The sequence below is a fragment of the Stenotrophomonas maltophilia group sp. Smal32 genome, assembly GCF_030237085.1.
Taxonomy (GTDB): domain Bacteria; phylum Pseudomonadota; class Gammaproteobacteria; order Xanthomonadales; family Xanthomonadaceae; genus Stenotrophomonas; species Stenotrophomonas maltophilia_Q.
Genome location: NZ_JASJSI010000082.1, coordinates 1 through 20,150, shown reverse-complemented (window position 1 = coordinate 20,150; position 20,150 = coordinate 1). Strand labels below are relative to the sequence as shown.

Here is a 20,150-nt window from a genome sequence, read left to right as displayed (position 1 = left end):
GGCTTGAAGCCTCTGCAGGTGCAGGGCGCAGCCCTGCCGACCAACCCTCAATGCAGGAGCGCTGCCACCGCGGCGCGGAACCCGTCCTGGGCCTGCCCGGACTCCGGCGCATGATGCAGCTGCCGCACCGCGCGGCCCAGCCGTGCCGCGCCGACGAAGCCACAACTGGCCTGCAACCGGTGCAGCTGGCTGCGCAGCTGGCGCTCGTCGTGCTGGTCCACGGCCTGCTCGACCGCGTCGCGCACGCCCGGCAACTCGGCCAGGAACAGCTCACGCAGTGCGATCAGGTGCTTGCGCTCGCCATTGAGCGCAGCCAGTGCCGCAGTCTCGTCCCAGTCCTGCACCTGCAGCTCGACCGCTGCCGGGGCCTGAGCAACGAAGATCCCCGCCGGGCTGTTCACCAGCGCGCGCCGCACCGCCTTCAGCAGCTGGTCGCGGCCCAACGGCTTGACCAGCGTGTCGCTGAAGCCGGCTTCACGCAGGCGTGCATGGATGGAGGTATCGCCGTCGGCGGTATGCGCCAAAGCTGGAGTATCGGGGTGCGAACGGCGCAGTTCACGCAGCAGTTGCGCGCCGTTGCCGTCAGGCAGGTTGACGTCGATCAGCCACAGGTCATGCGCGCCGGGCTCGGCGCTGGCCAGCGCACTGGCCAATGAATCTGCGGTGTCCACGTCCGCCGGTAACGTTTCCAACGCCGCTTTGAAAAAACCGCGGCTGATGATGTCGTCCTCGACAAGCAGGAAGCGGGGCCGGCTGGCCCGCGGGGTCATCTGCATCAGGGCTGCCTCCATGTCAGCTGCTGCAATCATCAAGCACGGCGGCGGCGGGCGCAAGCGGGTCCGGACCCTGCCAGTCAGGATCTGCGACAATGTGCCCCCATTTTTGCCCGCAGCCTGTTGCCACGTGGCCCGATCCCGCTCCCGCATCGACCGTACCCCGTTCCAGACCGAGATCCTCGACCTCAGCCATGATGGTCGCGGCGTCGCCCGCCGTGAAGGCGAGGGTGGCAAGGTCACCTTCGTCAGCGGCGCCCTGCCGGGGGAGGTGGTGATGGCCGAACAGACCGCCCGCAGCCGCCATTTCGACGAGGCACGCACCGTGGAGGTGCTGCAGGCCTCGCCGCAGCGCGTGACCCCGAAGTGCCCGCACTTCGGTACCTGCGCCGGCTGCGTGCTGCAGCATCTGGACGAAGACCAGCAGATCGTCGCCAAGCAGCGCGTGCTGATGGACAACCTGGAACGCATCGGTCATGTGAAGCCGGGCGCCGTGCTGCCGCCGCTGGTGGGTGACAGCTGGGGCTACCGTCGCAAAGGCCGGTTCTCGGTGCGCCGGGTCGAAAAGAAGGACAAGACCCTGGTCGGCTTCCGTGAACAGGATCCGCGCTTCGTCGCCGACCTCAGCCAGTGCCTGACCGTGATCCCCGAGATCGGCACCAAGGTCGAGGCGCTGTCCACCTTCATCGAGTCGCTCGATGGCAAGCGTGACATCCCGCAGATCGAGTTCATCGCCGGCGATCAGGCCGTGGTGCTGACCGTGCGCCACCTGCAGCCGCTCAGCGAGGCCGACCGCGCCGCCTGGGCTGCCTTTGGCCAGCAGCATGGTTTCGTGATCTACCTGCAGTCCGGCGGCGTGGACACCGTGCAGCCGCTGGACGGGCAGGGCGTGCCGCTGTCGTTCCGGCTGGCGCCGTGGGATGTGGAACTGGCGTTCCGCCCGCTGGACTTCATCCAGGTCAACGCCAAGCTCAACGAGAAGATGATCGCCCACGCCCTGGACCTGCTGGAACCAGGTGAGGACGAGCGCGTGCTGGACCTGTTCTGCGGCCTGGGCAACTTCACCCTGCCGCTGGCCCGCCGCGTGCGCGAAGTGGTCGGCGTGGAAGGCGATGCCGGCCTGGTCGCGCGTGCACGTGAGAACGCCGAGCGCAATGGCCTGGCCAACGCGCAGTTCTTCAGTGCCGACCTGACCCAGGACCAGCGCAGCACCGCGTGGATGCGCCAGGGCTTCGACAAGCTGCTGCTGGACCCGCCGCGCTCGGGCGCGATCGAAGTGCTGCAGCAGCTGCCGCTGAAGCAGTTCAAGCGCATCGTCTATGTCAGCTGCCATCCGGGCTCGCTGGCGCGCGATGCCGGCTATCTGGTCAACGAGCAGGGCTTCACCCTGGTCAGTGCCGGCGCCATGGACATGTTCCCGCACACCGCACATGTGGAAAGCATCGCGGTGTTCGAGAAGCGCTGACCGGCTGTCATGCCCATCGCGCATAATGGCGCGATGGGCATCGAAATCGAACGCAAATTCCTGGTCAGCAGTGACGGCTGGCGCACCGCCGCGCACCGGGTGATCCCGATGGCGCAGGGCTACATCAACGACATGGGCGCGCTCGATCGCGGCACCCAGAACGCATCGGTGCGGGTGCGCATCGAAGGCGATCACGCCGCGCTGAACCTGAAGTCGCGCACCATCGGCCACACCCGCCAGGAGTTCGACTACCCGATCCCGGTGGACGATGCGCGTGCATTGCTCGCGCTGTGTGTCGGCGGCCTGATCGACAAGCGCCGGTATCTGGTCGAACACGCCGGCCTGACCTGGGAAGTGGATGAGTTCCTGAGCGACAACGCCGGCCTGGTGGTGGCCGAGGTCGAGCTGGACAGCGCTGACCAGGTCATCGACCTGCCGGACTGGGTGGGCGCGGAAGTGACCGACGAAGCCCGCTACTACAATGTCGCGCTCGCCAGCCACCCCTATTCACAGTGGTGAACCCTGAAAAGGGGACGGAGGGGGTTAAGTCGTCTTTACCCCGCCTGTGCGGAAAGCGACTTAATCCCCTCCGTCCCCTTTATTCGGCGGGAGCGGGCCCCATGTCGGTGGTATGAGAATCGACATCTACTCCGATGTGGTCTGCCCCTGGTGCTGGATCGGCAAGCATCGTTTCCAGCAGGGCGTACAGTTGCTGGGCGCCGACGCGCCTGAGCTCGACGTCCATTGGCAGCCGTTCCAGCTGGATCCGGACGCGGACGCCACACCGGTACCGCTGCGCGAGGCCTACGTGCGCAAGTTCGGCGGCGCTGAACGTACCGAGCAGATCCTCAGCCAGACCCAGACCACCGCGCGCGCCGAAGGCCTGCCGATGGACTTCAGCCAGGGCCAGGTGCGGGTGACCACGCTGCCGGCGCACCGGGTGCTGTGGCTGGCCGGGCAGCACGACGTGCAGGACGCAGTGGGCGAGGCGCTGTTCCGCGCCCACTTCGAGCTTGGCCAGAACCTGGCGGACAGCGCGGTGCTGATCAAGGCCGGTGTGGCGGGCGGCCTGGACGGCGGCGAAATCGCGCAGATGCTGGCCTCCGACCGCGGCCTGGCCGAGGTCGAAGCCAAGCTGGCGGAGGCGCATGCGCTGGGCATCTCCTCGGTGCCGACCTTCGTCATCGATGGAAAGTGGGCCATTTCCGGGGCGCAGCCCCCCGAGGCCTTCGCCAACGCCCTGCGCCAGATTGCCGCCGAACAAGGCGCCCCGGCCACCCCGGCTGGCGACGACGAGGCCTGCGGCCCGGACGGCTGCAAGGTCTGAGCAGATCGGGGTCAGGGCCCCTGCGGGGTTCCGGCCCCTGGGTGGGATCCCCGCAGGGGCTCTGACCCCACACTCCCCTTTTTCTGACCACTGCGCCTGTCGGCCGGTTCTGCGACAATGCGGCACTGCGCCATGCGGGCGCGCGTTGTGGAGATAGACCATGCTGCTGATCGGCGTTGCCGGCACCGAACTGACCGCCCAGGAACGTGACTGGCTGCAGCACGATGCCGTGGCCGGGGTCGTGCTGTTCAAGCGCAACTTCGCCTCGCGCCAGCAGGTGACCGATCTGAGCGCGGCCATCCGCGCCGCCGCGCCGCGCCCGCAGCTGATCTGCGTGGACCAGGAAGGTGGCCGCGTACAGCGCTTCCGTGAGGGCTACAGCGATCTGCCGCCACTGCAGGACATTGGTGCGCTGTATGCCACCGACCCGCAGCAGGCCTTGGCATCGGCCGAACGGCACGCCTGGCTGATGGCCAGCGAAGTGCGCGCCAGCGGCGTGGACCTGAGCTTCGCGCCGGTGGTCGACCTTGGCCGTGGCAACCGTGCCATCGGCAACCGCGCCTTCAGTGAAGACCCGCAGGTGGTGGCCGCGTTCACCGCCGCCTACGTGCATGGCATGCATTCGGTCGGCATGGCCGCCACGCTCAAGCATTTCCCCGGCCACGGCACCGTGCTGGAAGACACCCACGTCGATACCGCGATCGACCCGCGCGCACTGGACGAGCTGCGCGCGCAGGACCTGGTGCCGTTCCAGGCCGGCATCGCCGCCGGTGCCGACGCGGTGATGATGGCACACGTGATCTACCCGCAGGTGGCGCCGGAACCGGCCGGTTACTCGCCGCGCTGGATCCAGGACATCCTGCGCGGCGAGCTCGGCTTCCGTGGCGTGGTGTTCTCCGACGACATCGGCATGGCCGCCTCGCACAGTGCCGGCGGCGTACCGGCGCGCGTGCACGCCCATCTGGACGCCGGTTGCGACGTGGTGCTGGTCTGCCACCCGGAGCTGGTTGATGAAGCCCTGCACGCGGTGCAGGGGCGCTCCCTCAATACCGCTGCGCTGCTGGGCCTGGTCGGCCGCGGCGCGCTTGGCTGGGATGGCCTGCTGGCCGATGCCCGCCATGGCGACACCCAAACCCGTCTGCTTGAAACCCTTGGAAGAACCGTCTGATGCCCAACCTCACCATTTCCCAGGCCCTGGCCCAGGCTGACCTGCTGGTCGACCGTCCCACCATCGACAAGGCCATCGCCGGCATCGCCGACGCCATCGCGCGCGATTACAAGGGCGAGGTGCCGCTGTTCCTGTCGATCATGCACGGTGCGCTGCCGTTCGCCGGCCAGCTGGCGCTGGAACTGGGCGCACGCGGGCAGGACGTGCAGTTCGATTACCTGCACGCCACCCGCTACCGTGGCGAAACCACCGGCGGCGATCTGGTCTGGAAGCACAAGCCGGCCACCTCGCTGTTCGGTCGCCGCGTGCTGCTGGTCGACGACATCCTGGACGAGGGCTACACCCTGCAGGGCGTGCGCACCTGGTGCCTGGAGCAGGGCGCAACCGACGTGCGCATCGCCGCGATGACGGTGAAGAAGCACGACCGCGCGCTGCCGGACGTGACCGCCGACTATGCCGGCATCGAACTGCCGGACCGCTACGTGTTCGGCTTCGGCATGGACGTCAACGAAACCCTGCGCTGCGTACCGGCCATCTACGCAATGAAGGAATAACGGCGCAGCCGCCCGCGGCGCGTCCTTTCCACCGCCGGCATCCTCGGGTGCCGGCGTTCGTCTTTTCATGGAGTGCTTCGAATGCAACAGATCGCCCTGGCCGTGATCGGCGGTACCGGTGTCTACAACCTGGCCAAGCTCGACGACGTGCAGACCCACGAGGTTGATACGCGCTTCGGCCGCCCGTCCGGCCCGGTACGCGTGGGCACGCTGCTGGGCCATCGCGTCGCGTTCCTGGCGCGGCATGGTGAAGGTCACTCGCTGCCGCCGCACAAGATCAACTACCGCGCCAACCTGGCCGCGCTGCAGCAGCTGGGCGCGCAGCGCGTGCTGGCGTTGAACACGGTCGGCGGCATCACCGAGCACTTTGGTCCGCGCGTGCTGGCCTGCCCGGACCAGATCATCGACTACACCTGGGGCCGCATCAGCACCATCTGTGAAGAAGAAGGCACCGACGTGGTCCACGTCGATTTCGGCCACCCCTACACGCCGATGCTGCGCAGCAAGATCCTGGCCGCAGCCAAAGTGACCGGTGTCACGGTCCACGACGGTGGCTGCTACGGCGCAACCCAGGGCCCGCGCCTGGAAACCATCGCTGAAATCGCCCGCATGCGTCGTGACGGCTGCGACCTGGTGGGCATGACCGGCATGCCCGAAGCCGCGCTGGCACGGGAGCTGGGCCTGGATTACGCCTGCCTGGCGATCATCGCCAACTGGGCCGCCGGTTGCGGTGATGGCGAGGAGATTACGATGGCCGAAGTGCTGGCCAACGTGCAGGCGGCCAGCAACGGACTTCCGGAACTGGTGGGCGAATTGGCGCGGGGGTGATTGTCTTCCCCGAGCAAGCTTTGCATACTCAGCTTGTGCGCGGGTTCAGCGTACACCACCCATTCATTGCATAAGGTCTCGCATCACCATGCCGAACGGTACCGTCAAGTGGTTCAACGACGCCAAGGGATTTGGCTTCATCTCGCCGGAGGATGGCAGCGCCGACGTGTTCGCGCACTTCTCCGCCATCAACTCCAAGGGCTTCCGCAGCCTGCAGGAAGGCCAGCGTGTCACCTATGACGTGACCCAGGGCCCGAAGGGTGCCCAGGCTTCGAACATCACGCCGGCCGAGTGATCCACTCGACAGTGCGTTGAAAACCCCGCTCCGGCGGGGTTTTTTTTGCGTGGCATGCCCGCGGCCCGTTCGCGATTCCACCCGCCTCGGGCACAATGCAGCCATGACGGAACGACTGCGTATCGCCGTGATCGGCTACGGCACCGCTGGACAGGCAGTGTCCATCCTGCTCACCCGTGATGGCCACGAGGTGGAGATCTTCGAACGCGTGCCCGCGCCGGGGCCGGTGGGCGCCGGCTTCCTGCTGCAGCCCAGCGGCCTGCAGGTGCTGTGGCAGATGGGGCTGCTGGATGCGGTACGCGCGCATGCCGCGCCGGTGCACCGCCTGTATGGCGACACGCCGTGCGAGCGCGCGGTGATGGACATGCGCTACGGCGGCCTGGATGCGCGCCTGCACGGATTCGGCATGCAGCGTGGGGCGCTGTTCTCGCTGCTGGATGATGCCCGTGGTGGGCTTGGCCTGCTGCATGCCGGTACCGCCATCACCGAGGTGGATGCTGTGCACGGGCGCCTGCGCGACAGTGAAGGGCGCGCGCACGGCCCGTTCGATCTGGTGGTGGCCGCCGATGGCGCCGCTTCTACGCTGCGCGGCACGATCGCCGGTGGTGCCGGACTGGATCGCGTGTACCCCTGGGGGGCGCTGTGGTGCCTGTTGCCGGCCGAAGACTGGCCACATGTGCAGGAGCTGCGGCAGCGCTACGTGGCCGCGCGCAAGATGATCGGCCTGCTGCCGGTCGGTACGCGCCCGGGCGATGACACGCCGCGCCTGAGCTTCTTCTGGAGCTTGCCACGTGCCGACTTCGAGCGCTGGCAGGCCGATGGCATGACGCCTTGGCTGGATGAGCTGCATGCACTGTGGCCGCAGGCCAGTGCGCGCTTTGCCCACCTGCGCGATGCCGGCCAGCTGGCACGTGCGGTCTATCGCGATGCAGTGATGACGCGCTGGCACCAGGGCCGCATGGTGCTGGCAGGTGATGCCGCGCACGCGATGAGCCCGCAGCTGGGGCAGGGCGTGAACATGGCGCTGCTCGATGCGTTGGCATTGCGCGATGCCGTTCGCACGCATGGCGGTGGTGCCGAAGCGTTGCAGGTGTACCAGGCGCAACGCAGGGCGCACGTTGCGGTGTACCAGCGTTGGAGCCGTTGGCTGACGCCGCTGTTCCAGTCAGACCGCGATGCCTGGGCGAAGGCGCGCGATGTGCTGCTGGGCCCGATGGGGCGCCTGCCCGGAGGCCGTGGCCACATGCTGCGCGTGCTCAGTGGCACACAGCAGGGCTGGTTCGGTTCGCTCGCGCTGGATCCTGACTTCATCGAGGCAATGGCCATGGTGGCGACGCCTCGCATCCGCACGAGCACCGCAAGTGCGTGAGGCGTGCCGTCACGTGAATTAACGGTTGCCTCACCGCAGATATGCGAGAAGTAGGTTGCACGCGACTGCGCGTCGCCCGTTTTCCTTTCCGTGATCAACATCGCGCGTGGCCCGGGCGGCGCTGCCGTTGTGGCCTGTTGCGGCCCGGACGTGCCGCCTGATGTTGAAGAGGAGGATGCCATGTTGTTCGCGGTCCAGGAGCTGGAATCGGAAATCTGCAAGCTGCGCGGTCTGCTGCAGATGCTGCACGAGGACCAGCCCGACGTACTGGAAGACGTGTTCGAGTTCCATGTCGGCAGCCTGATCAGCCATGCGTCACCGGAACACCACGCGCGCATCCGCACCTGCGCGCAGGAGATGCTGGCGACGGTTCAGGCCTTGCCGCGGCGGCGCGAGGATGACACGCCTGATTTCCAGTTGATGCCGCAGCTGGGCATCCGCCCAGCCTGAGTCAGGCGACCGGCAGTTCCACCAGGCTGCTTTCCACGCAGGCGATCATCTGTTCGCCGCGAGCGGGCACAGGCACGATTCCGGCAGTGAATGCGGAGAATGCCGGCAGGATCGTCGTCCGGTCACGCAACCAGAATGCGGGGAAGCGCCTTCGCAGGGGCGCCAGAGCGATCTGCGGGTGCAGATGTCCTGCGATCACGTGCAACGCTGCATCGGGCGCCGGCTCATGGCGAAGCAGGAACGGTGGCAGCTGTACGTCATCGTGGATCTGAACCTGCAGATGTGCATGCGGTAGCTGCCGGTCGTGGTTGCCGCGAATGACGTGCACGTCCAGCGATGCGTTGCGTTCGCGCCATCCCAGCCACTGCTGGTACCACGCGGCGCGATGCGCCGGTCCATGCAGGATGTCGCCCAGGATCCACAATTCGCGGCAGGCATGCAGGTCCAGAAGCCGCTGCAGGCGTTGCAGGTCTTCGCCGGTGCCGCCGCTGGGCAGCGCGATGCCGGCACGGCGGAACACATCGGCCTTGCCCAGGTGCAGGTCTGCGATCAGCAGTGCCTGCCGCGCGGGCCAGTACAGCGCACGCGCGCCAAGCAGAACCACGGACTCTCCGGCAAGCCGCAGCGGCAGTTCATCGGCCATGGCGGCGCTCCAGCTGCTGCGCCGCGCGTTGTACGCGTGTACGCCAGTCTTCGTTGCTGAACTGGCCGCGCAGGCGTTCGGCCCACAGCGGAAAGCCCAGTGGCGTGAGTGATGAAGGGCGCTGCACCGACAACCGTTGCGTGCCGATGCGCTCCAGTACCTGCTGCAGCCCCGGCAGGTCGAGGCTGTCGTACAGCACTTCACGTTCCGCCAGCGCCAGCAGCAGGTGATCCGGATCGTGTTCGCGCAGCACGTCGTACAGCAGGCCGGCGGACGCCTGCAGCTGGCGCAGTGACCGTGGCATGCCACCGGGAAGGCTGGGTACCAGCAGGCCCGCCACGCGCGCAATGCCGCGGAACTGGCGTCGCGCCAGTTCGCCCAGGTTCACCGCCGTGCGCAGGTCATCCAGCAACCGGTCGTTGCTGAACAACGCGCGCCATTGCGCCGTATCCAGATCGATGGTCTGCGCCGGCGCCAGCACCAGGCCGTGATCGTTCACCGCATAGCCGATGCTGTTGCGTTGCTGGCGGGTGCAGCGCAGCGCCAACAGTGCCGCCAACGCTTCGTGCACGTGGCGGCCGGCAAAGGGATAGACGAACAGGTACTGACCGTCGCGGCGCCTCACGTCTTCCAGCAGCAGATGATCCGCACCGGGCCGTGCTGACAGGCGTGCCTGCAATGCCAGCAGTGGCGCCAGCCAGCGCGATTCCGCGCTGTCATCGCAACCGGACAGTACCGCTTCCAGTTCGCGGCCGAGCGCCTTCGACAGCGGCAGCTGGCCCCCTTGCCAGCGCGGCACCGCACCGTCACCGCGTCCGCGCGCCAGCCGCACGAACGCAGTCATGTCGCGCAGCTGCACCAGTTCAAGCAGGCGTCCTGCGAACTGGAAGCGGTCGCCGCGACGCAGGCGGCTGGCGAACTGCTCCTCCACCGCGCCCAGGCCGCCCCCACGCAGGAACTGCACGCGCACGCTGCCATCGCTGCTGATGGTCCCGATCGACAACCGGTGCCGCAGCGCCTGCCGACGGTCGTGCATGCGGTAGCAGCCATCGGCGTCACGCACGACTTTGTGGAAATCGGGGTACTGGGCCAGGGCCTGGCCGCCTTGCACGATGAACGTCAGCACGGCCTGCCATGAGGCATCGCTGAGCGACGCGAAGGCATGCGTACGCCGCACCTGGGCCAGCAGCGCGTCACCGTCGAAGCCGCCGGCCAGTGCGCGGCTGACCGCATGTTGGGCCAGTACATCCAGCGACAGCGTCGGCGGCCTGCGTGCTTCGACCACGCCTTCGGCCAGTGCGCGGCGCACCGCGGCGTACTCGGCCAGCTCCAGCGCATGGCTGGGGATGCACAGGATGGCGCCGCGGGCGCCGGGGCGGTGGCGTGCACGCCCGGCACGCTGGCGCAGCCGTGCAACGCCCTTCGGGCTACCCAGCTGCAGCACCTGGTCGACCTCCGGGAAGTCGACGCCCAGGTCGAGGCTGGACGTGGCGACGACGCAACGCAGCCTGCCTGCGCGCAGGCCATCCTCCACCTGTTGGCGCAGTGCCGGGTCCAGCGAGCCGTGATGCAGTGCCAGCGTATCGGCGTCTTCTGGCCAGACCGCCGCCAATGCCTGGTGCCACAACTCGGCCTGGGCACGGGTATTGGTGAACAGCAGGCTGCTGCGCGCCTGCATCAGCGCATCCAGCACGCGCGACAGCTGTGCCAGCCCCAGGTGCCCGGCCCACGGGAAACGTTCGCCGGGTTCCGGCAGCAGGCTGCGCACGGTGATCGCGCGCGGGCGAACGCCCTGCACGATCGGTGCGTCCGGCTGGTCAGGCAGCAGCACGTCGCGGGCCTGGGGCAGATTGCCCAGGGTGGCCGACAGCCCCCATAGCTGCAACGAAGTTGCGGTATCGCGCAGCACCGCCAGGTTCAACTGCAGCAGCACCCCACGCTTGTTGCCCAACAGTTCGTGCCATTCGTCCACCACTACGCAGCGCAACTGGCGCATGCGGGGCAGCGTATCGGGATAGCTCAGCAGCAGCGCCAGCGATTCCGGCGTGGTCACCAGCACGTCGACGCGCCCCTCGCGTGCCTGTCGTCGCTCGCGGCTGCTGGCATCGCCGCTGCGCAGGCCGACCCGCCAGCCCAGTCCCAGTCCGTCGACCACCGCCTGCAGTGCGCGCGCGGTGTCGCTGGCCAGTGCGCGCAGCGGCGTCACCCAGAGCACCTGCAGTGGCCGCACTGCACTGGCGCGGCGAGGGGACGGCAGCGGATCGATCATCGCCTGCAGCAGCGGCCCACCGAACATCGCCAGTGTCTTGCCGCTGCCCGTAGGCGTATGCAGCAAGCCGGATTCGCCAGCGAGATAGTGACGCCACATCGCGCGCTGGAACGGCAGCGAACGCCAGCCGCGAGCGGCGAACCAGTCCTCCAGCCTGCGCAGCGCCTGGTTGCGGGTCATCGCGCCAGGGCCTGCAGGGCGGCGAGCTGGTCGGCCTCGCTGGCCGGCTTGTCGTGGCGCCAGCGCAGGATGCGTGGAAAGCGCACGGCGATGCCTGACTTGTGCCGTGAGCTGCGGTTGACCGCCTCGAAGCCCAGCTCGAACACCTGCTCGGCACGCACGCTGCGCACCGGGCCGAAGCGCTCGCGGGTATTGGCGCGGATCCAGCGGTCGAGCGCGAGGATCTCCTTGTCATCCAGGCCCGAGTAGGCCTTGGCGACCGGCACCAGCGTGTCGCCGTCCCAGACCCCGAAGGTGTAGTCGGTGTACAGCGTGCTGCGCCGCCCATGGCCGGCCTGTGCGTACAGCAGCACCGCATCGAGGGTGAGCGGATCGACCTTCCATTTCCACCAGTCACCGCGGCGGCGTCCGGACTGGTAGGGGGACGTGCGCCTTTTCAGCATCAACCCCTCCACGCCGCGTTCGCGTGCGACATCGCGCATCGCGGCGGCCTGCAGCCAGTCGTCCGCTGCGACGTCGGGGGAAATCTGGATCCGCGCATCATCCAGCGCACCGATGACCTCGGCGAGGTGGGCGCGCCGTTGCTGCAGCGGCAGCCCGCGCAGATCCTCGCCCTCGCGTCCCAGCAGGTCGTACGCCAGTACGCGCACCGGCGTATTGCGCAACGTCGCCGCGCCCGGCTTGCGGCGCTGGATGCGGGTCTGCAGCGCGGTGAACGCGCGCGGCAGGTTGCCGGCTTCGTCCCATGCCAGCAGCTCACCGTCCAGCACGCAGCCCTCCGGCAGCGCCAGCGCTGCGTGCTCGATCTCGGGGAAGCGGCCATCCAGTCGTTCCTCGCCGCGGGACCACAGCGCCACCTCGCCACGACGGCGCAGCAGCTGCAGGCGGATGCCGTCCCATTTCCACTCCAGCAGCCAGTCGTCGATGGGCCCGAGGCGCTCGGCAGGGTCGCCTTCGAGCGGCGAGGCGAGGAAGAACGGGTAGGGCTGCTGCCGGTCCGATGGCAGCTCGTCCGGCGACAGCAGCTCGGACAGCACACCCGGCGAGGGCACCCACTCGCCGAGCATGCGCTGGGCAATGCGTGCGATGTCCAGACCAGACCATTCGGCCAGCGCCTGCTGTACCAGACGTTGCGAAACACCCACCCGCAGGGCGCCTGTCAGCAGCTTGTTGAACACCAGTCGTTCGCTGGCCGGCAATTGTCGCCACCCCGCGAGCACGGCGGCCCGGCGTTCCTCCTCCGGCCGGTTGGCGACGGCCAGCAGGTGCTGTTCGATCCAGTCGGCCAGCGGGCGGTCGGGGGCAACCTGCGCCGGGTCATCCAGCAGCAGGGTCAACGTTTCGGCCAGGTCGCCCACCTGCGCATAGCTGTCCTCCACCAACCATGGCGGCAGGCCCGATTCCTCGCTCACCCACGCGCGCAGTTCGCCGCTGGCGGCGATCTTCCGGCGTGCGCCGCCCACCTTGCCGCCGCTGAGCAGGTACAGCGCCCACGCCGCGTCATGCGCGCGCGCCTGGCGGAAGTAGTCGACCAGCGCCGCACGCTTGTCCAGCGTGGCGGTGCTGCGGTCCAGGCGCTGGTAGAGCGCGGCGAAGCTCTTCATTCCTCGCTCCCGAAATCGGTGCGGAAGGCTTCAGCCGCCACGCCGCGCTCGCGCAGGAACGGAATCAACGCATCGGTATTGCCATGGGTGGCGATGACCCGCCGCGCGCCGGTCTGTTCGATGGTCTGCAGCAGCGCGGGCCAATCAGCGTGATCGGAAATGACGAAGCCACGGTCGACGTTGCGTCGCCGCCGATTGCCGCGCAGCTGCATCCAGCCCGAGGCGAAGCCGAGCTGATGGCGGCCGAAGCGGCGCATCCAGGGCGTGCCGGCCGCCGAAGGAGGGGCGAGGATCAGCTGGCCTGCGGCATCGGGTTGGCGCCCCTGCTCGGCAACGGTGAGCGTTTCCAGCATCGGAATGCTGGCCTGCCGGTACACCGCCACGCCATTGGCGATGGCGCCATGCAGCCAGGCCGGGCGATCGTCCAGTGGCAACAGCTCGGCCAGCACCCGCTGCGCCTTGCCGAGTGCATAGCACAGCAGGATCGCCGCTTCGCCACGTTGCTCGCATTCGCGGCGCCACGCCACGATTTCCGCAGCCACCGCAGGCGTGTCCGGCCAGCGGTAGATCGGCAGGGCGAACGTCGCTTCGGTGATGAACGTGTCGCAGGGCACCACTTCGAAGGGCGTGCAGGTCGGGTCCGGTTGGCGCTTGTAGTCGCCGGATGCCACCCAGACCTGTCCGCCATCGTCGATGCGCACCTGCGACGAGCCGAGCACATGACCGGCAGGATGCAGCGATACCTGCACCCGTCCCAGCCGGAAGGGCACGCCTTCGGCATGCACCTGCACCGGCACATCGCCCAGCCGCCAGCGCAGGATGGGCAGGCTGCCTTCGCTGCAGTGGTACTCGCCCATGCCCGGGCGCGCGTGGTCGCCGTGGCCATGGGTGATGACCGCGCGCGGAACCGGGCGCCACGGATCGATATGGAAATCGCCAGCTGCGCAGTACAGCCCTTCCGGGCGCAGCACCACCAGATCATCATTGCCTGCCATGCGGCCACTGTGGCGTGCGCCTCGTGCACGGGGTGAGAACCGGCCTGAACACGGGCTTGGCGGGGCATGCGGCACAATCGGACCGCATACCTCTTGCCGCCAGGATGGACCGGATGAGTGGACCCAGCTTCAGCAGCAGCGCGCCGTTTGAAACCCACGTGGTGCTGAACCAGCCGCCACCGTTCGCGGGCCGCCAGCTGTGGACCGACGACGTGGCGTTGATGGAGGCGGTGCAGCGCGAGGGGGCCGGAGCCTTTGCGCCACGCCTGGCCGTGTACGGGGCCCTGGCCGGCGACGAGTTGTACCGGCTTGGCTTCGACGCCAACCGTGATCGCCCGCGGCTGCGCACGCACGATGCGCAGGGCCATCGCATCGACACGGTGGAGTTCCACCCTGCGTACCACCAGCTGATGGCCGCCGCGAAGCAGCATGGCGTGGCGGGATTGTCCTGGCACGAGCCGCAGCCCGGCGCGCACGTGGCGCGTGCGGTACTGAGCTATCTGCACCACCAGGCCGAAGCCGGCACCAGTTGCCCCTTGACCATGACTCATGCGGCAGTGGCGGTGCTGCAGTCGCAGCCGCACCTGGCCGAATGGGCGCGCAAGGCCGCCACGCCGGTCTACGACCCGCGTGATGTTCCCGTGGCGGACAAGGCCGGCATCACGCTGGGCATGGGCATGACCGAGAAGCAGGGCGGTTCGGATGTACGTGCGAACAGCACGCGCGCCGAGCCGATCGATGGCGAACGCTATCGCCTGGTCGGCCACAAGTGGTTCTTCTCCGCGCCGATGTGCGATGGCTTCCTGGTGCTGGCGCAGGCGCCGGGCGGGCTGACCTGCCTGTTGATGCCGCGCCGGTTGGCCGACGGCGACCGCAACGCATTCCGGCTGATGCGGCTGAAGGACAAGCTGGGCGACTGGGCCAATGCGTCCAGCGAGGTCGAGTTCTGTGGCGCGCAGGCATGGCGTGTGGGCGAAGAAGGGCGTGGCGTGACGACCATCATCGGCATGGTGATGATGACCCGCCTGGACTGCATGCTGGGTGCGGCCGCGGAAATGCGCATGGCGCTGGTGCAGGCGCTGCATCATGCACGCCATCGGCGTACCTTCGGCAAGTTGCTGGTGGAGCATGCGCTGATGGCCAACGTGCTGGCCGATCTGGCGCTGGAGTCGGAAGCGGCAACCGTGTTGGCGATGCGCATCGCGCGGGCGGTGGATCGCGCCGGCGAGGATGCCAGCGAAGCCGCGTTGGCGCGGCTGGGGACTGCACTGGGCAAGTACTGGTTGTGCAAGCGCGCGCCGTCCTTCGTCAACGAAGCGCAGGAATGCCTGGGCGGTGCGGGTTACGTTGAGGAGTCGATGCTGCCGAGGCTGTACCGCCAGGCGCCGTTGAATTCGATCTGGGAAGGCAGCGGTAACATCCAGTGCCTGGACGTCCTGCGCGCGATGTCACGCGAGCCGGAAGCAATGGCGGCATTGCGCAGCGAGCTGGCCGCGGTGGCTGATCTCGATGCGCGTTATGCAGCTGCATTTCAGCGTTGGGCAGCGGCGCCAGCGCCTGAGGAATCGCAGGCGCGGCTGTTCTGCGAGCGCACTGCGCTGCTGCTGCAGGCGGCGCTGCTGCTGCGTGCGCGCAGTCCAATGGCGGAGGCGTTCGTGCGCAGCCGGTTGGACGGGGAGCACGGGCTGGCATTCGGGACGCTGCCGGCGGGATTGGATCTGTCGGTGATGCTGGCGCGCGCGCTGCCGTAGGGAGCGGCCAACGGCGGAGCCCCTCGTGGTGGGCGCTGATATCGGCGGTGGCCGCGCGAGTGGGTCGCGCAGGGGCCGCCGTGAATACGTCCTTGGGGGCTTGGCCGCGGCATCCATGCCGCGGACACCCCTGCGCAACCCACCCGCGTGGCCTTGGACGGTTTCCGTGCCGTGCACCACGGAATCAACAGAAAAAGCGGAGAGCGAAAAGCGAAAAGCCGCGGCAGTGCCGCGGCTTTTCCTGTGGCGCCGAGCCGATGCATGCTCGGCTGGCTGGTAGCGCCGGGTCATACCCGGCGAACGCGGAGGCCTCAGTGCTTGGCTTCTTCCTTGGCGGCGTTGGCCTTGGCGTCATTGGCGACATCACGGGCCTTGTCGGCGACCTTCTGCGCGGCGTTGGCGGTGGCGTCGCTGGCATGCGCAGCGGCGTCGGTAGCGGCGTCCTTGGCTTTGTCGGCGGCGTTGGCAGTGGCGTCTGCGGCCTTGTCCAGCGCCTGCTGGGTATCGGCGGCGGCCTGCTCGGAAGCGGCGGCAGTCTTGTCGGCGGCTTCGCGGGTGGCGGCAGCAGCCTTGTCGACGGCGTCGCGGGCGGCAGCGCCGGCGCTGTCAGCGGCCTGCTGCGCGTCCTGCTTGGCCTGTTCAGCTTCCGGGCCCTTGCAGGCGGCCAGGGCCAGCAGCAGGGAGGCGGCCAGCAGGGTGGTGGTGATCGGACGAATCTTCATGGCGGTCTCCGGCACTGCAATGGATGGGGACGCCAGCCTATTCATGCCGTTGTGAAGACCGGGTCGCGATGCAGGGGCTTGATCGCCGGCGTCCACGCAAAGAAAAAGCCGCTGGCGAACCAGCGGCTTTTCCAGAACAGCGTGAAGAAAGAAGTTATTACTTCTTGGCTTCTTCAGCAGCGTCCTTGGCCTTCTCAGCGGTGCCTTCAGCAGCCTTGGCAGCGTCAGCGGCAGCGCCGGCAGCAGCGTCGGTGGCAGCACCGGCGGTCTGGGCAGCGGCGTCGGTGGCAGCGTCAGCAGCGGTGGCGGCGGTGTCAGCGGCCTGCTGGGCAGCGTCGGCGGTCTGGGCGCCAGCAGCGGCGGCCTGGTCGGCAGCAGCCTGGGCTTCGGTGGCGGCTTCGTTGGCCGAAGCAGCGGCGTCCTGGGCAGCTTCCTGCTTCGAGCAGGCGGCCAGGGCCAGAGCCAGGGACATCGCGACCAGCAGCTTGTTGATGCTCATTGTGTAAATCCTCGTCGTTAGAATTAGGCAACGCGCATGCTGCGCGCCGACAACATGATGACAAGCCAATATTGGGTGTCAAGCGATCCCGCATTCATTTTTGCGAAATCATCGTTAAATCTTTTTAAATCAATTCGATGGCGATTGCCGTTGCTTCGCCGCCGCCGATGCAGAGGGTGGCAATGCCGCGCTTGCCACCACGCGTGCGCAGAGCGTTGACCAAGGTCACCACAAGACGTGCGCCGGAGGCACCGATGGGATGACCCAGTGCGCAGGCGCCGCCATTCACGTTGAGCTTGTCGTGCGGGATGCCCAGTTCGCGCATCGGGGCCATCGCCACCACAGCGAAGGCTTCGTTGATTTCGAACAGATCGACCTGGTCCAGCGTCCAGCCGGTCTTGTCCAGCAGCTTGTGCAGCGCGCCGATCGGGGCGGTGGTGAACCACTCCGGTTCCTGCGAGTGAGTGGCGTGGCCGACGATGCGGGCCAGCGGCGTGATGCCTCGCGCGGCAGCGTCCTCTTCGGTCAGCAGCACCACCGCGGCGGCGCCGTCGGAGATGCTGGAGGAACTGGCGGCGGTCACGCTGCCATCCTTCTTGAAGGCCGGACGCAGGGTCGGGATCTTGGCGATGTCGGAGCGCCCTGGCTGCTCGTCGGTAGCGACCTCGACCTCACCCTTGCGGGTGGCGACCTTCACCGCGACGATTTCATCGGCAAACGCACCATTGGCCTGGGCATCCTGCGCACGCTTGACCGACTCGATCGCATAGGCGTCCTGCTCTTCGCGGCTGAACTGGTACTTGTCCACCGCGCACTCGGCGAATTCGCCCATTGCCTTGCCGTCGTAGGCGTTGACCAGGCCATCGTGGGCCATGTGGTCGACCGCCTGGAAGTTGCCGAAACGGTTGCCGGTACGGGAGTTCGGCAGCATGTGCGGGGCGTTGGACATCGATTCCATGCCGCCGGCGACCACGATGCTGGCCGAGCCGGCCTTGATCAGATCATGGCCGAGCATGATGGTCTTCATGCCCGAGCCGCACACCTTGTTCAGCGTGGTGGCACCGGCCGACAGCGGAATGCCGGCGGCGATCGCCGCCTGGCGGGCGGGCGCCTGGCCGAGGTTGGCCGGCAGCACGCAGCCCATCAGGACTTCAGAAACGTCGCTGGCCGGGACACCCGATTGTTCCAGGGCGGCGGCGATGGCGGCCGCGCCGAGGGTCGGGGTCGGCACGCCGTTGAACTGGCCGAGGAAGGAGCCGATGGCGGTGCGCTTGGCGGCGGCGATGACGATGTTGGACATGGCAATCTCGTTGATGCGTAAGCAATGTTCGGAAAGGAGACCGGAGGCCGTTGGATGCGCCCCGGTTTCCCGGCAGACTGCGTGGGGGTCGGCCCAAGTATAGAGGGTCGGGGAGGGCTGCCGGTGTGCGGCGCCGAACGCCTGCCGGGATGAAGGCAGGCCAACGTTCACGGGAAGGAATCGATGGAACGCAAGATGATGGTGAGGTCTGTGCTTGCAACCGCGCTGGCGATGGCGCTGACGGCCTGTGGTGGAGGCGGCGGAGGCGGCAGCAACGTGCGTGTCGACCCGCCCCCGACCACGCCGACACCTCCGACCACGCCTCCCCCGACGACACCACCGCCGGCCAAGCCGCAGGAGCCGGCCTTTGATGCGCATCTTTCAGTCACCAACGCGCGTGCCGCACAGGCCGCCGGCCTGACCGGGCGGGGCGTGCGCATCGGCATCGTCGATTCGGGCGTGCAGCGCAATGCGGTGGCCTTGAATGGTCGCGTGCTGGCCAACTTCAATTACATCGATCCGGCCAGGAACAACCTGGGGGTTGATGACGTGGTCGGGCATGGCACCGCCGTGGCCAGCCTCGCTGCTGGTGCAGCAGTGGGAAGCTGGCCGGGCGGTATCGCGCCAGGGGCTCAGATCGTCTCGGCACGGATCATTTCCGACAAGCCGCCGACCGATGACGGCAGTGGCCAGGGCAATGCCTTCAGTGGGCCGCTGGGTGTGGCCCAGGTCCACCAGGACCTGATCAGCTACAACGTGAAGGTGATGAACAACTCGTGGGGTGGCCTGTACTGGACCGACCTGCCCACCACCGCGCAGGTGGCCGCCGAGTACCGGCCGTTCGTGATCAACCACGGCGGCCTGGTGGTGTTCGCCGCCGGCAATGACGGCCGCAGCGAGCCGAGCAGCCTGGCCGCGCTGCCCAGCCAGAAGGGTGTGGCAGGCACGCTTCCGGCAGCCGACCTGGAGCGCGGCTGGCTGGTGGCCACGGCGGTGGATCCGTATACGCCGGGCGCGCTGGCCAGCTATTCGAATGCCTGCGGCCAGGCGGCCCGCTACTGCCTGGCGGCGCCGGGCAGCGCGGTCTACCCGGATGCCAACGGTGGCAGCTACTACTGGAACTACGGTACGTCGTTCGCCGCGCCGCTGGTCTCCGGTGCGGCGGCGCTGGTCTGGCAGCGCTTCCCCTACTTCAACAACGATCTGGTGCGGCAGACCCTGCTGGGTACCGCCAAGGACATCGGCGCGCCCGGTGTGGATCCGGTGTTCGGCTATGGCCTGCTCGATATCGGTCGCGCGATCAATGGTCCCGGCCGCTTCGACTGGGGTGATGTGGCCACCAGTGTGGATGCGGGTTCGACCGGTTCGACGTGGAGCAACGACATCACCGGCAGCGGTGGCCTGGTCAAGCAGGGGGACGGCAAGCTGGTGCTGACCGGCAACAACGGTTACACCGGTGCCACCCGTGTCGAGCGCGGCATCCTGACGCTGCAGAACGGTGGCGTGATCCGTTCCAACGTGACGATCCTCGCCCAGCCCGACCCGGATTCCACCGGTCTGCAGTTCAACGGTGGCACGCCGCGGGTGATTGGCAACGTGGTCAACGGCGGCAGCGTGTTCCTCACCACCGGCAACACCACCGGCACCATCGAGGGCAACTACACCCAGCAGCCCGGCGCGCAGCTGATGATCGCGCTCGGTGCCAACGCGTTGCAGGTCACCGGCAACGCCACGATCAATGGTGGTGTGCGTGTGCATGGCTTCGTCTCCGGTTATGTGCCGCAGAACGGAACGCGCCAGGATCTCATCCACGCCGCGGGGGGCCTGAACGGCACCTTCAATACCCAAGCCACTTCCACCGGCCTGCAGGGGCTGACCCTGGTGTCACCCACGTATGGCTACGACAGCAACAACGCGTGGTTGAACGTGATCCAGGTCAGCGTCACCGCCGCGGCCAG

19 protein-coding genes are annotated in these 20,150 nt (G+C 68.0%); 11 read left to right on the top strand and 8 right to left on the bottom strand.

The window, feature by feature from the left end:
* Positions 1-47: 47 nt before the first annotated feature.
* Entirely contained in the window at positions 48-776 is a 729-nt protein-coding gene (locus tag QRO91_RS16950; RefSeq protein ID WP_049430541.1) for a response regulator, read from the bottom strand.
* A 127-nt stretch (positions 777-903) separates the two neighbouring features.
* Between QRO91_RS16950 and rlmD the strand changes: the two genes are divergently transcribed.
* From rlmD to QRO91_RS16905, 9 genes are all read left to right on the top strand, one after another.
* Positions 904-2,238: a 23S rRNA (uracil(1939)-C(5))-methyltransferase RlmD gene (gene rlmD, locus QRO91_RS16945; RefSeq protein ID WP_049430536.1), complete on the top strand. Its 1,335-nt coding sequence runs from the start codon at positions 904-906 to the stop codon at positions 2,236-2,238.
* A 33-nt stretch (positions 2,239-2,271) separates the two neighbouring features.
* The gene (locus QRO91_RS16940) at positions 2,272-2,757 is read left to right on the top strand and encodes a CYTH domain-containing protein (RefSeq protein ID WP_197651033.1); all 486 of its coding nucleotides are present in this window, start codon (positions 2,272-2,274) and stop codon (positions 2,755-2,757) included.
* A gap of 112 nt (positions 2,758-2,869) precedes the next feature.
* Positions 2,870-3,565 (top strand): DsbA family oxidoreductase, encoded by a 696-nt coding sequence (locus tag QRO91_RS16935; RefSeq protein ID WP_049430534.1) that lies wholly within the window; start codon positions 2,870-2,872, stop codon positions 3,563-3,565.
* A gap of 160 nt (positions 3,566-3,725) precedes the next feature.
* Entirely contained in the window at positions 3,726-4,733 is a 1,008-nt protein-coding gene (gene nagZ / locus QRO91_RS16930) for a beta-N-acetylhexosaminidase (protein ID WP_049430531.1), read from the top strand.
* Entirely contained in the window at positions 4,733-5,287 is a 555-nt protein-coding gene (locus tag QRO91_RS16925) for a hypoxanthine-guanine phosphoribosyltransferase (RefSeq protein WP_005410592.1), read from the top strand. The genes nagZ and QRO91_RS16925 overlap by 1 nt, the downstream gene beginning before the upstream one ends.
* Before the next feature lie 81 nt (positions 5,288-5,368).
* Positions 5,369-6,115: an S-methyl-5'-thioinosine phosphorylase gene (locus tag QRO91_RS16920; RefSeq protein ID WP_049430529.1), complete on the top strand. Its 747-nt coding sequence runs from the start codon at positions 5,369-5,371 to the stop codon at positions 6,113-6,115.
* Positions 6,116-6,203: 88 nt separating this feature from the next.
* Positions 6,204-6,410: a cold-shock protein gene (locus QRO91_RS16915; RefSeq protein WP_005410590.1), complete on the top strand. Its 207-nt coding sequence runs from the start codon at positions 6,204-6,206 to the stop codon at positions 6,408-6,410.
* Positions 6,411-6,513: 103 nt separating this feature from the next.
* On the top strand, positions 6,514-7,779 hold the full coding sequence (locus tag QRO91_RS16910) for an NAD(P)/FAD-dependent oxidoreductase (protein WP_049430527.1): 1,266 nt from the start codon (positions 6,514-6,516) through the stop codon (positions 7,777-7,779).
* Positions 7,780-7,959: 180 nt separating this feature from the next.
* Positions 7,960-8,229: a hypothetical protein gene (locus QRO91_RS16905; RefSeq protein WP_049430539.1), complete on the top strand. Its 270-nt coding sequence runs from the start codon at positions 7,960-7,962 to the stop codon at positions 8,227-8,229.
* A 1-nt stretch (position 8,230) separates the two neighbouring features.
* Here QRO91_RS16905 and pdeM read toward each other — a convergent pair whose 3' ends face one another.
* From pdeM to QRO91_RS16885, 4 genes are read right to left on the bottom strand one after another with little or no spacing between them, the layout of a single operon-like run.
* Positions 8,231-8,872, bottom strand: coding sequence for a ligase-associated DNA damage response endonuclease PdeM (pdeM, locus tag QRO91_RS16900; RefSeq protein WP_049430526.1), 642 nt, complete (start codon positions 8,870-8,872; stop codon positions 8,231-8,233).
* Positions 8,862-11,321: a ligase-associated DNA damage response DEXH box helicase gene (locus QRO91_RS16895; RefSeq protein WP_197620486.1), complete on the bottom strand. Its 2,460-nt coding sequence runs from the start codon at positions 11,319-11,321 to the stop codon at positions 8,862-8,864. The genes pdeM and QRO91_RS16895 overlap by 11 nt, the downstream gene beginning before the upstream one ends.
* Entirely contained in the window at positions 11,318-12,925 is a 1,608-nt protein-coding gene (locus tag QRO91_RS16890) for an ATP-dependent DNA ligase (protein WP_049430521.1), read from the bottom strand. The genes QRO91_RS16895 and QRO91_RS16890 overlap by 4 nt, the downstream gene beginning before the upstream one ends.
* Positions 12,922-13,920, bottom strand: a complete 999-nt coding sequence (locus tag QRO91_RS16885; RefSeq protein WP_049430519.1) for a ligase-associated DNA damage response exonuclease — start codon at positions 13,918-13,920, stop codon at positions 12,922-12,924. Before QRO91_RS16885 ends, QRO91_RS16890 begins: the two co-directional genes overlap by 4 nt.
* 113 nt (positions 13,921-14,033) lie before the next feature.
* Here QRO91_RS16885 and QRO91_RS16880 point away from each other — a divergent pair, with 113 nt between their 5' ends.
* On the top strand, positions 14,034-15,671 hold the full coding sequence (locus tag QRO91_RS16880; protein ID WP_049430517.1) for an acyl-CoA dehydrogenase family protein: 1,638 nt from the start codon (positions 14,034-14,036) through the stop codon (positions 15,669-15,671).
* Between the two features lie 311 nt (positions 15,672-15,982).
* Here QRO91_RS16880 and QRO91_RS16875 read toward each other — a convergent pair whose 3' ends face one another.
* The 3 genes from QRO91_RS16875 to QRO91_RS16865 all read right to left on the bottom strand — a co-directional run bounded on the left by QRO91_RS16875 (position 15,983) and on the right by QRO91_RS16865 (position 18,192).
* Positions 15,983-16,393, bottom strand: coding sequence for a hypothetical protein (locus QRO91_RS16875; RefSeq protein ID WP_006461120.1), 411 nt, complete (start codon positions 16,391-16,393; stop codon positions 15,983-15,985).
* Between the two features lie 157 nt (positions 16,394-16,550).
* Positions 16,551-16,892, bottom strand: a complete 342-nt coding sequence (locus QRO91_RS16870) for a hypothetical protein (RefSeq protein ID WP_005410581.1) — start codon at positions 16,890-16,892, stop codon at positions 16,551-16,553.
* A gap of 124 nt (positions 16,893-17,016) precedes the next feature.
* Positions 17,017-18,192: a thiolase family protein gene (locus QRO91_RS16865; protein WP_049430515.1), complete on the bottom strand. Its 1,176-nt coding sequence runs from the start codon at positions 18,190-18,192 to the stop codon at positions 17,017-17,019.
* 183 nt (positions 18,193-18,375) lie between these two features.
* Here QRO91_RS16865 and QRO91_RS16860 point away from each other — a divergent pair.
* Positions 18,376-20,150 (top strand): S8 family peptidase (locus QRO91_RS16860; RefSeq protein WP_285310480.1); only part of this gene is annotated, 1,775 nt, incomplete at its 3' end.